Source organism: Rosistilla ulvae, assembly GCF_007741475.1.
GTDB classification, from domain to species: domain Bacteria; phylum Planctomycetota; class Planctomycetia; order Pirellulales; family Pirellulaceae; genus Rosistilla; species Rosistilla ulvae.
Genome location: NZ_CP036261.1, coordinates 2068944 through 2082212, shown reverse-complemented (window position 1 = coordinate 2082212; position 13269 = coordinate 2068944). Strand labels below are relative to the sequence as shown.

Sequence of the window (13269 nt, the reverse complement as noted above, 5' to 3'; positions counted from 1 at the left end):
CCCGGTTTAGCACCCAAACTCAACCAAAGCCTTGGCGACCACCGCCACATGCTGTTGTGTCATCTCCGGATACATCGGCAACGACAAAATCGCGGAGGCCGCACTTGTGCAAACAGGCAAACCTTCCGGGAACGATTTGGCATCCTGGAACGGCGTCGCAGTCGCCAGCGGATGCGGATAGTGGACTCCGCAGAAGATCTTCTTCGCCGCCAACGACTCGATGATCGCGTCGCGTTGCGGATGCCGAACGACGTACAGATGGTAGACGTGCCGAGCGTCGTCGCGCTCGACCGGCAACTGCAGATCGGTGCTAGCAAGGGCTTCGCCGTACCAAGCCGCAACCTGCCGGCGGCTGTTGGTCCAGTCCTCGATATGCTGCATTTTCGACAGCAACACGCAGGCCTGCAACGTGTCCATGCGGCAGTTGTAACCCAAGCAATCGTGGCGATTCTTGACCTTTTGGCCGTAGTTTCGCAGCAACCGCAGACGCTCTGCCAACTCGGGGTCGTTGGTGACCGCCGCCCCCGCGTCGCCGAAGGCTCCCAGATTTTTGCCGGGATAAAAACTGAAACATCCGATGTCGCCAAACGATCCGCAGCGTTGACCGTTGCTCTCGGCACCATGCGCCTGGGCGGCGTCTTCGATGATTTTTAAGCCATGCCGGTCGGCGATCTCGCGAATCGCAGCCATCTGCGCCGGCTGGCCGTACAAATGGACGGGGATGATCGCTTTGGTCCGCGGCGTGATCGCGGCTTCGATCCGATTGGGATCGATGTTGAAGTCGACCGGATCGATGTCGACAAAAACCGCTTGAGCGCCGGAGTAGGCGATGGCAAACGCTGTCGCGGCAAACGAATTGCCGGCGGTGATGACTTCGTCACCTTCGCCGACGTCGAGAGCTCGCAGCGCCATGTGCAGGGCATCGGTTCCATTAGCCAAACCGACGCAATGATCGACACCGCAATAGGCGGCGAATTGCTCTTCGAACTCCTGGACCTCTTGTCCGAGAATGTAGCGAGCCGAATCGATCACGTCGGACATCCGCCGCAAAACGTCTTCTTTGATCTGACGCGATTGGGTGGCCAGATCGACGAGCGGGATCGAGCTGATTTCGAGATCGGTATCGAGTTGGCGGATCATGTTGTTGTGTGCATCTTGGAGACGAGGAATGGATTTGGTTGCTGTTGGTTTGGACCAGCCAACTGTCGGTACTATTTGAAGCCGCGTTGGACGCGTTGGGTTGCCGTTTCGCCACAGGCTTCGCAATCGCAATCGTCGAACTTGCCAGGCAAGCGCTGACCGCAACTGCAGACATCGGCGACGCGTCGGGCGGGCGATCCCATCACCAACGCAAACGCGGGAACATCGCGAGTGACCACGCTGCCAGCGGCGATCATCGCAAAGGTTCCCAGGTCCAATCCGGGGCAAATCGTCGACGCCGCGCCAATCGAACAACCGCGGCGGACAACGGTCTTGACCAACCACGACTTCCCTTGGGCGTAACGCGCGGCGGCGGCGTCCATGCGTGGCGAGCGAGGGTTGCGATCGTTGGTGAACGTGACCGCTGGGCCGATAAAACAATCGTCTTCGATTGTGATCCCTTCCCAGACACAAACGCTGTTCTTAAGCGTGACGTTGTCACCAATAACCGCGCCCCCTTCGACGAACGCATGATCACCGATGTTAACTCGGTTTCCGACGATAGCGCCGGGCATCACATGGGCATAGGCCCAAACATTGGTTTCAGGGCCGATGGTGTCGGTTTCAACGATTGCAGTGGCGTGGTGCATGAGATCACTTTTCCGATGAAGTTAGGAGGAGTCGATACAACACCAAGATCGTCGATTAAGAAGTCGCAAGCGAGCGGGCAGCGACCAGATCGACCGGTTGGCCCCCCTGATGCAACGAATGGTGAGCCGCTTCGAGAACCTCGACGACTTGCAAGCCGTTGACGCCATCGGTCAGTGGCACCGCGTCGTCGACGATGCAACGAATGAAATCGGCGCACTCGGCTTTCAGCGGTTCGCGTTCTTGAACAAACGGGCTGTAACTGCCGCCGTAGCGGTAGGACATCTGGAAATCGGCGAAGTCACCACTGGCCGGCGGCGGCGCATCGATTCCCTTATCGAAGATCTTGATCTTCTCCTGTTCCAGGTCGTCGTAGATCGCCATCTTTTTGTCGCCAACGACAGTCAAGACACGCTCCTTGCGCGGGTCCAACCAGCTGACGTGGATCATTCCCATTCGATTGCCAGCGAACTTCATCGAGACATTGCAAACGTCGTGAATCCCCGGGTTGAGCCGATCGAATCCGCTGCAGGTGACGGTTTCGGGTTGCTGATCCAACAGGTACAGCATCATCGAAATATCGTGCGGCGCGAGGTCGTACAGGGCGCTGACGTCGGTGCGGACGGGGCCCAGGTTCAACCGGCGGCTGCTGATGTAATTGATGTTCCCCAGTTCGCCAGAGGCGATGATTTCGCGGAGCTTCATGACCGGGGCGCTGTGCAGGAAGACATGCCCAACAAACAGCGTGCGGTTGTGTTGTTCAGCCAGATCGATCAACTTGCGACACTCTTCGGAGGTCTTCGCCAACGGCTTCTCGACAAATACGTGCAAGCCGTGCTTGAGGGCGTCGCTGGCCAATCGAAAGTGAGTTGCCGTGGGGGTCGCGATCACGACGGCATCGATCACATCGCGATCGAGCATCTCTTGGAAGCTCTCAAACGGGGTGACGCCGCGGAAGTGATCGGTGATGCGGCACAAGTTGTCGCGACTTTGGTCGCAGACGGCCGTCACTTTGGCCCCTTCGATGTCCGAGAAACAACGGACCAGATTTGGCCCCCAATAGCCGAGGCCAACGATACCAACACGAATCATAGAAGTAAGCTCTTGGTGTTTATTCAGTTCAGGCAGTCAAACAGTGGGCGCACACACGCGGGCAGCCCTAGATCAATCGTTGTCCTGCTGGACGACGACCGAAAAGGTCTTTAAGAGGATTCGCAGATCCAACGCAAACGAACGCGCTTCGACGTATTGGATGTCCAATTGAATCATCTCACGGAACGTCAGCCGGTTTTTTCCGCTCACCTGCCAAAGCCCCGTCATCCCCGGCAGGACTTCGAATCGTCGCAGTTGCCAGGGTTGGTAGTCTTCGATTTCCAGCAGGTCGGGGCGCGGGCCGACCAAGCTCATCGTCCCCATCAGGACGTTCAATAACTGGGGGAATTCGTCGATCGAATTACGTCGCAGGAAGTTGCCTCCGGGAATGATCCTGTTCGTATGATCAGGCTTTTCGATCGGAGCGTCTTGCGAGGTCAGCCGTTCCACGTAGACTCGGTGTTCGGCTGTCGCTTCGGGGCGAACATCCATCGTGCGGAATTTGATGATGTTGAAATGTTTGCCCCCCTCACCGACGCGGCGTTGAAAAAAGAGGGCGGGTCCCTTCGAGACGATCCGGATGTAGCATGCAATGGCGACGAGAAAAGGGAGCAAAAGGCAGAGCAAAAGCGAAGCCCCAACGATATCGCAACCGCGTTTCCACCATGGCGTACCGAGGCATTCGGGCAACGGAATCGACTCCGCAATTCGACTGCCGGCAAACGATCCGCCGCGACGATTTCGCCGCGTCAGCGTGCCTTCCGCCGTTTGCAGAGGTTGTTCCAACAGACAGCTCTCTTCACTTCGCATTGATTCTTGTGGGGCAAACATTGCTTCGATGGCTCAAAAATTTTCGGCTGAGCCGGAATTCGCTTGAACATACGGTACGCCTGTTCAAGCTGGATATAAGGTTAGTCCGTTGAACGGGGAACTTTGTCGCCATTCATTTTTAGAATTTTTCTTCTTCGACAAGCCACAAGGACATTCGATGAAACCGCTATTTTCGGATCGAACGTTAGAACGCGAAACGATCGCGATCGTACGGATGTTCAGTGAGCTGAGGCCCGAGATCAAACAGATGATCGAAAGGCATCTGGATGTCCGCATTCGCCGCCGGGTCGACGCTTCGGATATCGTGCAAAGCACGTTTATCGATGCCAGCAAGCGCGTCGAACGCTATCTCAACGAACAACCGATGCCGGTCCGACAGTGGCTGTTCTATCTAGCCAAGATGAAAGCGTTTGAAACCAACCATCATCATCTGTTGGCAAAGAAGCGGGATGCGCGGCGCGAACACGATGCCGCTGCCTTACAGGGCGTGGGAAGCGACCAATCGACACCGAGCCAGTGTTTTGCCAAAAAAGAAGCCAACAGCCGGCTCGGCGGGGCCCTCAGCCGACTCCCCTATCGCTATCGCTTGGTGATCGAACTGCGTCATTTCCAGGCGTTCAGCAACAAACAGGTGAGTTCGTATCTCGAGCTTTCCGAAAAAGCGTCGAGCAAGCTTTACATGCGGGCGATCGAAAAACTGCGTGTTGCCATGGCCTGCGAATAAGTGCAAACTGCGGCCCATGAGTGAAGTCTCCGCCTACCACGAAGCCGGGCACGCGTTGATGGCGATGATCGCCGGAGCGAGGATCCTTAGCGTCACGATCGATCCCGACTGGGATGATGGCCCGCAACGGCACGCTGACATTCAGATCCAGTGGCCGATGGAGCGGTTCGATTCACGCGAGCTCTCCGAAAAACTTGCGATGGTCGCCTTAGCCGGACCAGCCGCAGAGATGATCCACACGGGCGACCCGTATCATCCCGGATTGATCGCCGAATGGACATCCGACTGGGAACTGGCGTGGGAAGCGGCGGCCCCGCGGTTCCCCGATCTACGCAAACGCTTGGCGTATCTGGAGCAAATCACCGCTCGAGCCTATCGAATCCTCGCCCAAGACGACTGCTGGGCGGCGTTGGCGACGGTGGTCGACAACTTGCTAGCTCACGAGACGCTCGACGGATCGGAGGTTGAGGAAATCGTTCACCAATGGATCGCCGTCGGCGGCGGCCCACGGCAATAAACGATCGACGCACGCCCCAACCGAAAAAGAGTCATTGCGCCGTCGGCGGGCGAAAATCGCTGCAACGACGCCACAACAGCGTCGAATCAGCAATTCCCGGCTCAACCGACGTCCTGATCGGGGTCTTTGCGACGAAAGACCGCGACGACATCCTCGACCGGAACGACGAACAACTGGTTGTCCGACTCAAAATCGACCGGGATCGCATCCTTGGGATGGAACAGAATCTTGTCGTATTGCCTCAGCGGCATCTCATCGTCTTGTTCGACCATTGCGCTGATCGTAACAATCCGCCCCGTGATCGTTGGAATTTCGGCTGCGTCGGGAAGAGCGATACCACCTTTGGTTTCGCGTTTGGGTTCATCCTTGCGGACCAACACACGCGGACCGATCGGTTCGACGTATTCAAAGGGTTGCGCTCGCTTTTTCGCCATCAAAGATCCTAAATTTTTCGCAATCGCCCGTTCTGGATCGATTGATAATATTTGTCTGGGTAATTCCGAATCATGTTTAACGGCCACAATACGAATCGGCAAGCCACATTCCCCGTTCTGGATAGCTAAAGATCAACGGTTGGGCTTGCAATAATCAGGAAAGACGCAATACTGGCCGATTCTAAATCACATCAAAGCCGTCGCAGTGCAGGTTTCTGCCCGCAGACGCTAGCGATATGTCGAGCCAAATCACAGGGATAGCATTAGGAAAAGTCAATGTCCGACGTATTGAACGTTGAGATTCGCGAGAACATGGGAACCGCGGCGACACGCAAACTGCGTGATGCCGGCCGCATCCCCGCCGTCGTGTACGGCCACGGTGGCGAGAACCAGCACCTCGCAGTGCCTCGCAAAGATGTCGAATTGCTGCTTCGCCATCACAGCAAGCATGTCCAATTGGCCGGAGCGGCCAACGACCATGTATTGGTTAAAGATGTGCAATGGGATCCATTGGGGATCGAAGTCCTGCACATGGACCTTTTGCGAGTCTCTTTGACCGAAAAAGTTTCGCTGACCGTACCGATCAAGTTGCATGGCGTTGCCATCGGCTTGAATCATCACGGCGCGTTGAATGAAATCTTGCACTCGGTGGAAATCAACGTCCCCGCCGTCAAGATTCCTGAATTTGTCGAACTGAACATTAACGATCTCGATGTCGGCCAGTCGAAAACGGCAGCGGACATCGAGTTGCCCGAAGGGGCAGAATTGGTTACCGATGCAACGACGGTGATCGTTCAAATGAACGCACCTACGGCCGAGAAGGCGAGCGATTCCGAAGAGGGAGAAGCCTCCACGGAACCAGAAGTCATTGGTGCGAAGAAAGAAGAAGACGAATAACGAGTAGGATTTGTCAAAATTGCCATGAAGTTGATCGTCGGACTGGGAAACCCCGGTATCCGGTATGCCCAAACAAGGCACAACATCGGGTTCATGGCAGCTGCCAAGTTCGCCCAACTCGTCGGTGCTTCGGATACGAAGAATCGATTTGATGGCGAACTGGCGGAAGGTCAAATCGCTGGTACCAAGGCGATTGTGTTGTGCCCGAGCACTTACATGAACGCCAGCGGAACCAGTGTCCGCAAAGCGGTTGGCTTTTACAAAATAGATCCCTCCGATGTGTTGGTCATTTGCGATGACTTTAATTTGGCTCTAGGTAAACTGCGAGTCAGAGCAAAAGGTTCCAGCGGTGGCCAGAAAGGGCTGGCTGACATCATCCGCTTGCTCGGCACCGACCAGGTGCCGCGTTTGCGAATCGGCATCAGCCCGCCGCCAGCAGGCTGGAACGTCCCCGATTACGTGCTCAGCAAGTTTCGCCCCGACGAACAGGTCGACGTGGAACGGACAACCGACCGCGCCGCCCAAGCCGCACACGATTTTGTCAGCCAAGACGTTGCCTTTTGCATGAATGCCTACAACGGCACTGAACTCGACAATCAATAAAAAACCTCACACGCATATCGCTAGATCCTAGGAGAAACTTGGTGGTCACCCACATCAGCACTTACGAAACATTGTTCATTCTTGACAGCAACCATTACGCTCGCGATCCAAATGGTGTCGGCAAAGCCGTCGCTACAATGATCGAAGAGGTTGGTGGCAAGGTTCTTGTCAGCCGTTTGTGGGCAGAGCAAAAGCTCGCCTACCCGATCGAAGGTCACTTCAAGGGAACCTATTGGTTGGCTTACTTCGAAATGGAAGGAACCAAGCTGACCGAATTGAACCGCGCTTGCCAATTGAGCGAATCGATCATCCGCCACATGTCGCTGAAACTGGACAAGCGTCTGGTCGAACCGATGGTTGCTCACGCTCGCGGCGAATCGATCACCGGTGATGCTGGCGACGACGAATCGACACCCGTTGAAGCTACCGAAGTCGCGGCAACTTAAGCCAAGCTTATTCGAGCCGGAATGCGAGACCAATCATGGCAAGCTACAATCGTGTGATACTGCTAGGCAATATGACGCGGGACGTCGAACTGCGTTACACCCAAGGTGGTACCGCCGTTACCGATATCGGACTTGCTGTTAATGACCGACGCAAGTCACAAACGGGCGAATGGGTTGATGAAACCACATTCGTCGATGTGACTCTCTGGGGACGCACGGCAGAAGTTGCTAGCGAGTATCTGAGCAAGGGATCTCCCGTGCTGGTCGAAGGTCGATTAAAACTCGATACCTGGGAAACCGAAGGACAGAAACGGAGCAAGTTGCGAGTGGTCTGCGACCGGATGCAAATGCTCGGTTCCGGTGGTGGGTCGGGCGGAGGCGGTGGCAGCCATCGCGATGTCGGCGGCGAAGAACACGCCTTCCAAGAGCCATCGCACCATTCTGCTGCCCCCAGCAACCCGGCCGGCGCCGAAAGGTCCGGCGGAGACGATTTCAGCGATCCCAACATCCCGTTCTAACGAACCACTGGCGGAAGCCTTGTTTGACAAAACTGCCCAGGTTCGAGGAGCGAACTTGGATTCCTCATTCACATAGATTGATTCACTGCGAAAGCACTTGAAATGCCAAGAACCACAGAGAAAAAACTGCACCGTGCCCACAAGCGTCTCCCTAAGGGCGAAAACGGCGGCATCCGCCTGTTGCTGATCCACAACGTCGAGCACTTGGGCCGACAGGGTGACATCGTCGAGGTCCGTCGCGGATACGCGATGAACTATCTGCTGCCCCAAGGTATGGCGACGATCGCAACCGATCACCACAAGCGAATGGTCGAAAAGCATCGCGAGAAGCTGCACCAACTGGAATTGGAGAAGCTGAGCGAACTGCGCCAATACGCCGATCAGATCGCCACCCAATCGATCACGATCGAAGCCAACGCGAACGACGAAGGTCACTTGTACGGCAGCGTCGGGCAGCACGAGATCGTCGAAGCTCTCAAGGAAGTTGGGTTCACGTTGGCGGATGACCAAATTCGCCTCCAAGGTCCACTCAAAGAATTGGGCCTCTACACAGTTAAGGTTCACCTGCACTCGGAAGTCGAAGTCGACTTGAAGGTCTGGGTTGTTCCAACCGTGACTGCTGGCGAATAGCCTCCGCAGCCCGCGCGGCTTGCGACAACAACAATCGAAACGCCCAGCGGCTTCGCTGGGCGTTTTACGTTGCGCCCTTCTCTCTACAGCTTCCCTTGCCGCAACGACCTGCATGGGATTCTCTTTGCACCGGCACCATCCAACAATCGCACGGTTTGCTATGCGGCATTTGTTCCGCACCGATTTGCTAGGATGATGATCGCTGGACACCCTATTCCCCTTGCGACCGCAACGGAAATCACCGGGCCCAGCAAGGTTTGCGTTTGCAGATTCCATCGCCCCAATCATTGCCCCCACGGTAGCGCAGGGGCACAATGACATGGGGGTGCCCCCAAACACCGCTGCACCGCGGACATCCGTATCCGCGCCCGCTTGACCTCGAATCGTAGAACAAAGCGAATTCAATGAGCATTATTTTTGTGGGCTGCCAGCTGCAATACAACATTTTCACCCCGACCAGCTTTCTGTTGAACATCTCGGCGGCGATGAACGACTACCAACAGATCCGCAACGAACAGATCGACGTCACCCCATTCCAACAGCTGGAACAGTGCCAAATTGGCCCCCACGGAAACCGGCTGTTTCGCCTGATCGGCCAACCGGGACAGCTGAAAATCGGGTATCAGGCGGAGGTCGAATTACAATCCGCGGCAGTCGATTCAAACAACGTGAACGAATCGAGTTACAGCAGCCTGCCGCCGGAGGTGTTAATTTTTTTGAACCCGAGTCGCTACTGCGAGTCGGACAAACTGAATCGATTTGCGATGGAAGAGTTCGGTTCGCTGTTGCCCGGCTACTCGCGCGTCACGGCGATCTGTAACTGGACCTTCGACTATCTGACCTACACACCCGGAAGCACCGGACCAACGACGACGGCTTGCGACGTCCTGCTGCAGCGGACTGGAGTTTGCCGCGATTACGCCCACGTTGCGATCAGCCTTTGCCGCGCGATGGGGATTCCCGCAAGGTACGTCGCCGGCTATGCCGTCCACCTCCAACCACCCGACTTCCACGGATTCTTCGAGGCGTATTTGGATGGCCGTTGGTTTCTGTTCGATGCCACGCGGATGGCACCCGTTGGCGGATTCGTTCGCATCGGCACCGGTCGCGACGCCGCCGACGTTGCCTTTGCAACGATGGTCGGCGCGGCCGACTGTTTTGAAATGTGTGTCTGGGCGAACGATTCAGACTCGTTCAACGGAGGCCCCGGCTCCGACGACGTTCGCTCGGGCCTCAGTTCCGCGTAGACCAAAGCCGATCAACGTATCGCTTTACCGCGCCGCGGCGGTTTACTGACAACCTGAAGCACCGGCAGCGTGGTGTATCCACCGTGAAACGTCCGTCGGCCTGCCAGGCTATGGTCGAAGACAAACACTCCATCGCGAGCGCGAGGATTCTTGGAACAGCGGAGAATCGCTGCGGCACCACACTCCGGACAAACCACGCGGAGCCCGTGCGTTTCGAGCAGGTCTTGGATCACACGAGTAAATCGCTGATTGGCCGTCAACGATCCAAACGAAGCACCGCGCAACTGCCCCAGGGTCTGATCGATCGCATGCCGCATCGATCGCTGCAGCCCGGTCAATTGATCCGCTAGCTGAGCCAAACGGTCGGTCGCTTCGCGAATCGACGTCTCACCAACTTGCATGCGACGCCGGATCGCTGGTTGGATCAACGACAGAGCGGCCGACAGGGCCTTCGCATAAGCGACGTTTGGCTGTTGCGGATCCTCGTCCCCGCACTCCGCAACCAACTGCAACGCCCCGATCGCGGTCGATCCATCGCGAATCGGACCGATCAAAGACACAAACGGCCGATCGATCGGACGGACCTGCGGCCCCAGCGATTGCCAGGCACCGCGAACCATCTGCTCACAATCCGACAGACAGGAGTTCGACAGCGCCAACTGTTCAAACCCGACGCGAGAGACGGGGAACAACGTAGCGGCGTTAAACGGGCGAAACCAAAATGCTCCAGCCGACGCGTTGAACAATCGCAACAAAATGTCTAGCGACTCGGGAAAAAAGGCTTCCAACGCCTGGTCCCCCAGGCAAACCTTGCGCAGCTTGCCTACTTGAACTCCCACGCGAACCGAATCGCGCCGCGGGATCCCGCGGAAAGCTTCTACGAGTGTTGCTTCGTTCATGCACTACGTCCAAGCGATCCGTAAAGCGATGTTTGTCCGAACTGGTGACGCACACTTTGATTGACGGCGCTGGCAAACTCGACAACTCGCCGACCGGCGGCAGATGAATTGCGAAAAACCTTGATAAACCGACACGGTCACAACGGACATAACGCCTGAAATCCCGAGACCATCCAGACGAGGGAAGGCCGATCGAACCGTGCGAATCAGACGGAAATCGACGTCGCTTGGTTCCCCGCAATTTCGGCAAAACGGTTGCAATCCAACAGACTGCTTATACATTTAGTATAAGCTGCTGCCGATAGGTTATTCTAGCTGGGGAACTCTTCAGGCAGCTTTGGGGTCGAAGATCCCAGCGTTGCACTAAAGCAACACCCGGCAAGAATCCTAACATTCGACAATTTCCGCATCGAAGATTTAAGAAATCTACATGCCCAACGTTTGGCGGTGGAGATCCAACAAGTTTGCGATAGGGTGAAGTTGTCTGAAGCAAGCACTCAGCTCGCTAGGGTCGGTGAAAGTTTGAAATAGACTCTCTTCCTCGTTCCGGAACACAGCAGAATATGGCTGTCAATCAAGAAACGGTTGAACAAACCAAAAATCAGATTCGCGGCTTGGTCAACGAGATCGCGGCGCTGTCCAAAAGCGGAGCTCCGGCCGAGGAGTATTACCCTCAATTGCTTCAGCGCGTGATCTCCGCGCTGGCCGCAGTGGGGGGCGCCATTTGGTTGTTCGACGAGGACCGCCAATTGAAGCTGGAGTATCAAATCAACACCAGCCAGACGCTGCTGGAAGAGGACTCCGACGACGCGAACAAGCACAACCGCTTGTTGCGACGCGTAGCCGGCGCAGGGCAGCAATTGTTGGTTCCGCCCTATTCGGGAACCACCGATGGCGATGCCGAAGGCAATCCGACCCGCTTTTTATTGGTCCTATCTCCGCTGCGCAGCGAGCACCAAGTCGAAGGCTTGATCGAAGTCTTTCAGCGTCCCGATTCCCCCCCCGAAACACAAAAGGGTTACCTGCGATTTTTGGGACAGATGTCCGAACTCGCTGGCGATTGGCTGAAGGGGCAACAGCTGCGTCTGTTCTCCGATCGCCAAGTGCTGTGGCATCAAGCCGATGGTTTTGCGCGGGCGGCCCATGAATCGTTGGACCTGAAAGAGACAGCCTATGTGATCGCCAACGAAGGACGTCGGATGATCGGGTGCGATCGCGTCAGCGTTGCGATCATGCGTGGTCGCAAATGCAAGGTGCTGGCGATCAGCGGGCAGGACACGATCGAAAACCGTTCCAACATCGTCTCTTCGTTGAACAATCTGGCAACTCGCGTTGTGGCTGCCGGCGAACCGCTATGGCACGATGGGTCGACCGAAGACCTGCCCCCACAGATCGAAGAAGCTGTCGAGGATTATGTCGATCAATCGTACGGACGACATATCGCCGTGCTCCCGCTGCGCGAACCAAGTCGCGGCAACGACGACGCTTTGAACAAAAACGTGGGTGAGATCGAACGCGACAATGCCCACCGGGGCGACGTGATCGGCGCGTTGATCGTCGAACAGATCGAGAGCAATCTGCCCGATGAAGTTTTTCGCAGCCGGGTCAATCTGGTCTACGAACATGGCACCCGCGCGATCGCCAATTCGATGCAGCACAACAATTTGTTCCTGATGCCTGTCTGGCGAACGTTGGGCAAAGCGGCATGGATCATCAAGGCGCGAACTCTTCCCAAAACAATTGCCGTCGTGGCGCTTCTAACCGCTGCAATTCTGGGGATGATCTTCGTCCCCTTGGACTTCACGCTCGATTGCCCTGGAACGCTGCAACCGACAGTGCGGCAAGAGGTCTTCGCGCCAATCGATGGCGAGATCATCGAGGTCGCCGCGGTGCATGGCATGAACGTCACCAAGGGGCAGCTGTTGGTCAAGCTGCGAAATCGCCAAGTCGAGGAGGATTATGCGGACACGATGGGACGCATTCGGACCGCCCAAGCCTCGCTGACCCGCATTCGTTACGAACTCGATGACGTCCGCAATTCACGCACGGGGGAAGAACAGGAAGAGACCCGCCTGAAGGGAGAAGAGGCGGAGAAGCGAACCGAACTGGACAGCTTGCTGCGGAAACAACAACTGCTCGACGAACGCTTGGCACAACTGACGATCACCGCTCCGATCGATGGCCAGATCGTTACCTGGGACGTCGAAAAGACTCTCCGCTCACGCCCCGTCGTCACCGGCCAAGTGCTGTTGACGGTCGCCGATCTATCCAAACCGATGCATCTGAAATTAAAGATGCCCGAGAAGAAGATGGACCACTTGGATCGCGCGGTGGTAGCCGCCGATGGCGAACCGCTGCCGGTCACCTTCATCTTGGCGACCGATCCGGACCACGAGATGAAAGCGTTGCTGACGTCGCGGGAATTGCGGGCCGAACCCGATAAAGAAGAAGGAAACGTGGTCACCCTGCGAGCCGAACCGATCGATCTGACCACACTGCAACCGCGTCCCGGTGCCAAGGTGACCGCCGACGTTTATTGCGGCCGACGTGCCGCCGGTTTCGTCTGGTTCCATGGTGCCTACGAATGGTTGCAAACCATCCTCTTTAAATGGTTTTGATCTCACGAGCGAATCGTTTTCAACA

15 protein-coding genes are annotated in these 13269 nt (G+C 56.4%); 9 read left to right on the top strand and 6 right to left on the bottom strand.

Features of this window, described 5'->3' with window-relative positions; genetic code table 11:
- Window positions 1-6: 6 nt before the first annotated feature.
- From EC9_RS07550 to EC9_RS07535, 4 genes are all read right to left on the bottom strand, one after another.
- Window positions 7-1140, bottom strand: coding sequence for a DegT/DnrJ/EryC1/StrS family aminotransferase (locus tag EC9_RS07550; RefSeq protein WP_145343742.1), 1134 nt, complete (start codon window positions 1138-1140; stop codon window positions 7-9).
- 71 nt (window positions 1141-1211) lie between these two features.
- Window positions 1212-1790, bottom strand: a complete 579-nt coding sequence (locus EC9_RS27245; RefSeq protein ID WP_145343740.1) for an acyltransferase — start codon at window positions 1788-1790, stop codon at window positions 1212-1214.
- 55 nt (window positions 1791-1845) lie between these two features.
- On the bottom strand, window positions 1846-2880 hold the full coding sequence (locus EC9_RS07540) for a Gfo/Idh/MocA family protein (RefSeq protein WP_145343738.1): 1035 nt from the start codon (window positions 2878-2880) through the stop codon (window positions 1846-1848).
- Window positions 2881-2952: 72 nt separating this feature from the next.
- Window positions 2953-3690 (bottom strand): sugar transferase, encoded by a 738-nt coding sequence (locus EC9_RS07535; protein WP_218934658.1) that lies wholly within the window; start codon window positions 3688-3690, stop codon window positions 2953-2955.
- Window positions 3691-3868: 178 nt separating this feature from the next.
- On the opposite strand from EC9_RS07535, the gene EC9_RS07530 reads away from it, so the two are divergent.
- Together EC9_RS07530 and EC9_RS07525 are read left to right on the top strand one after the other, a co-directional pair.
- Window positions 3869-4435, top strand: a complete 567-nt coding sequence (locus EC9_RS07530) for a sigma-70 family RNA polymerase sigma factor (protein WP_145343734.1) — start codon at window positions 3869-3871, stop codon at window positions 4433-4435.
- A 16-nt stretch (window positions 4436-4451) separates the two neighbouring features.
- The gene (locus EC9_RS07525; protein ID WP_145343732.1) at window positions 4452-4952 is read left to right on the top strand and encodes an ATP-dependent metallopeptidase FtsH/Yme1/Tma family protein; all 501 of its coding nucleotides are present in this window, start codon (window positions 4452-4454) and stop codon (window positions 4950-4952) included.
- A 101-nt stretch (window positions 4953-5053) separates the two neighbouring features.
- Here EC9_RS07525 and EC9_RS07520 read toward each other — a convergent pair whose 3' ends face one another.
- Entirely contained in the window at window positions 5054-5386 is a 333-nt protein-coding gene (locus EC9_RS07520; RefSeq protein WP_145343730.1) for a co-chaperone GroES, read from the bottom strand.
- A 276-nt stretch (window positions 5387-5662) separates the two neighbouring features.
- Between EC9_RS07520 and EC9_RS07515 the strand changes: the two genes are divergently transcribed.
- From EC9_RS07515 to EC9_RS07490, 6 genes are all read left to right on the top strand, one after another.
- Window positions 5663-6283, top strand: coding sequence for a 50S ribosomal protein L25 (locus tag EC9_RS07515; protein WP_145343728.1), 621 nt, complete (start codon window positions 5663-5665; stop codon window positions 6281-6283).
- Window positions 6284-6307: 24 nt separating this feature from the next.
- Window positions 6308-6886: an aminoacyl-tRNA hydrolase gene (gene pth, locus EC9_RS07510; protein WP_145343726.1), complete on the top strand. Its 579-nt coding sequence runs from the start codon at window positions 6308-6310 to the stop codon at window positions 6884-6886.
- Between the two features lie 41 nt (window positions 6887-6927).
- Window positions 6928-7332: a 30S ribosomal protein S6 gene (gene rpsF, locus EC9_RS07505; RefSeq protein WP_145343724.1), complete on the top strand. Its 405-nt coding sequence runs from the start codon at window positions 6928-6930 to the stop codon at window positions 7330-7332.
- Between the two features lie 35 nt (window positions 7333-7367).
- Window positions 7368-7850, top strand: a complete 483-nt coding sequence (ssb, locus tag EC9_RS07500) for a single-stranded DNA-binding protein (protein WP_145343722.1) — start codon at window positions 7368-7370, stop codon at window positions 7848-7850.
- 102 nt (window positions 7851-7952) lie between these two features.
- Window positions 7953-8480 (top strand): 50S ribosomal protein L9, encoded by a 528-nt coding sequence (gene rplI, locus EC9_RS07495; RefSeq protein WP_145343720.1) that lies wholly within the window; start codon window positions 7953-7955, stop codon window positions 8478-8480.
- A gap of 404 nt (window positions 8481-8884) precedes the next feature.
- Complete coding sequence (locus tag EC9_RS07490) at window positions 8885-9727, top strand: transglutaminase-like domain-containing protein (protein WP_145343718.1); 843 nt, start codon at window positions 8885-8887, stop codon at window positions 9725-9727.
- An 11-nt stretch (window positions 9728-9738) separates the two neighbouring features.
- Here the strand turns inward: EC9_RS07490 and EC9_RS07485 are convergent, their stop codons facing one another.
- On the bottom strand, window positions 9739-10626 hold the full coding sequence (locus EC9_RS07485) for a hypothetical protein (protein ID WP_145343716.1): 888 nt from the start codon (window positions 10624-10626) through the stop codon (window positions 9739-9741).
- 563 nt (window positions 10627-11189) lie between these two features.
- Between EC9_RS07485 and EC9_RS07480 the strand changes: the two genes are divergently transcribed.
- Window positions 11190-13244 (top strand): efflux RND transporter periplasmic adaptor subunit, encoded by a 2055-nt coding sequence (locus tag EC9_RS07480; RefSeq protein WP_145343714.1) that lies wholly within the window; start codon window positions 11190-11192, stop codon window positions 13242-13244.
- Window positions 13245-13269 lie beyond the last annotated feature (25 nt).

Bases quoted from the DNA above. Each gene is read 5' to 3' on its own strand.
- EC9_RS07550 (WP_145343742.1), bottom strand. From the start codon at position 1,140: ATGATCCGCCAACTCGATACCGATCTCGAAATCAGCTCGATCCCGCTC.
- EC9_RS27245 (WP_145343740.1), bottom strand. From the start codon at position 1,790: ATGCACCACGCCACTGCAATCGTTGAAACCGACACCATCGGCCCTGAA.
- EC9_RS07540 (WP_145343738.1), bottom strand. From the start codon at position 2,880: ATGATTCGTGTTGGTATCGTTGGCCTCGGCTATTGGGGGCCAAATCTG.
- EC9_RS07535 (WP_218934658.1), bottom strand. From the start codon at position 3,690: ATGCGAAGTGAAGAGAGCTGTCTGTTGGAACAACCTCTGCAAACGGCG.
- EC9_RS07530 (WP_145343734.1), top strand. From the start codon at position 3,869: ATGAAACCGCTATTTTCGGATCGAACGTTAGAACGCGAAACGATCGCG.
- EC9_RS07525 (WP_145343732.1), top strand. From the start codon at position 4,452: ATGAGTGAAGTCTCCGCCTACCACGAAGCCGGGCACGCGTTGATGGCG.
- EC9_RS07520 (WP_145343730.1), bottom strand. From the start codon at position 5,386: ATGGCGAAAAAGCGAGCGCAACCCTTTGAATACGTCGAACCGATCGGT.
- EC9_RS07515 (WP_145343728.1), top strand. From the start codon at position 5,663: ATGTCCGACGTATTGAACGTTGAGATTCGCGAGAACATGGGAACCGCG.
- pth (WP_145343726.1), top strand. From the start codon at position 6,308: ATGAAGTTGATCGTCGGACTGGGAAACCCCGGTATCCGGTATGCCCAA.
- ssb (WP_145343722.1), top strand. From the start codon at position 7,368: ATGGCAAGCTACAATCGTGTGATACTGCTAGGCAATATGACGCGGGAC.
- rplI (WP_145343720.1), top strand. From the start codon at position 7,953: ATGCCAAGAACCACAGAGAAAAAACTGCACCGTGCCCACAAGCGTCTC.
- EC9_RS07490 (WP_145343718.1), top strand. From the start codon at position 8,885: ATGAGCATTATTTTTGTGGGCTGCCAGCTGCAATACAACATTTTCACC.
- EC9_RS07485 (WP_145343716.1), bottom strand. From the start codon at position 10,626: ATGAACGAAGCAACACTCGTAGAAGCTTTCCGCGGGATCCCGCGGCGC.
- EC9_RS07480 (WP_145343714.1), top strand. From the start codon at position 11,190: ATGGCTGTCAATCAAGAAACGGTTGAACAAACCAAAAATCAGATTCGC.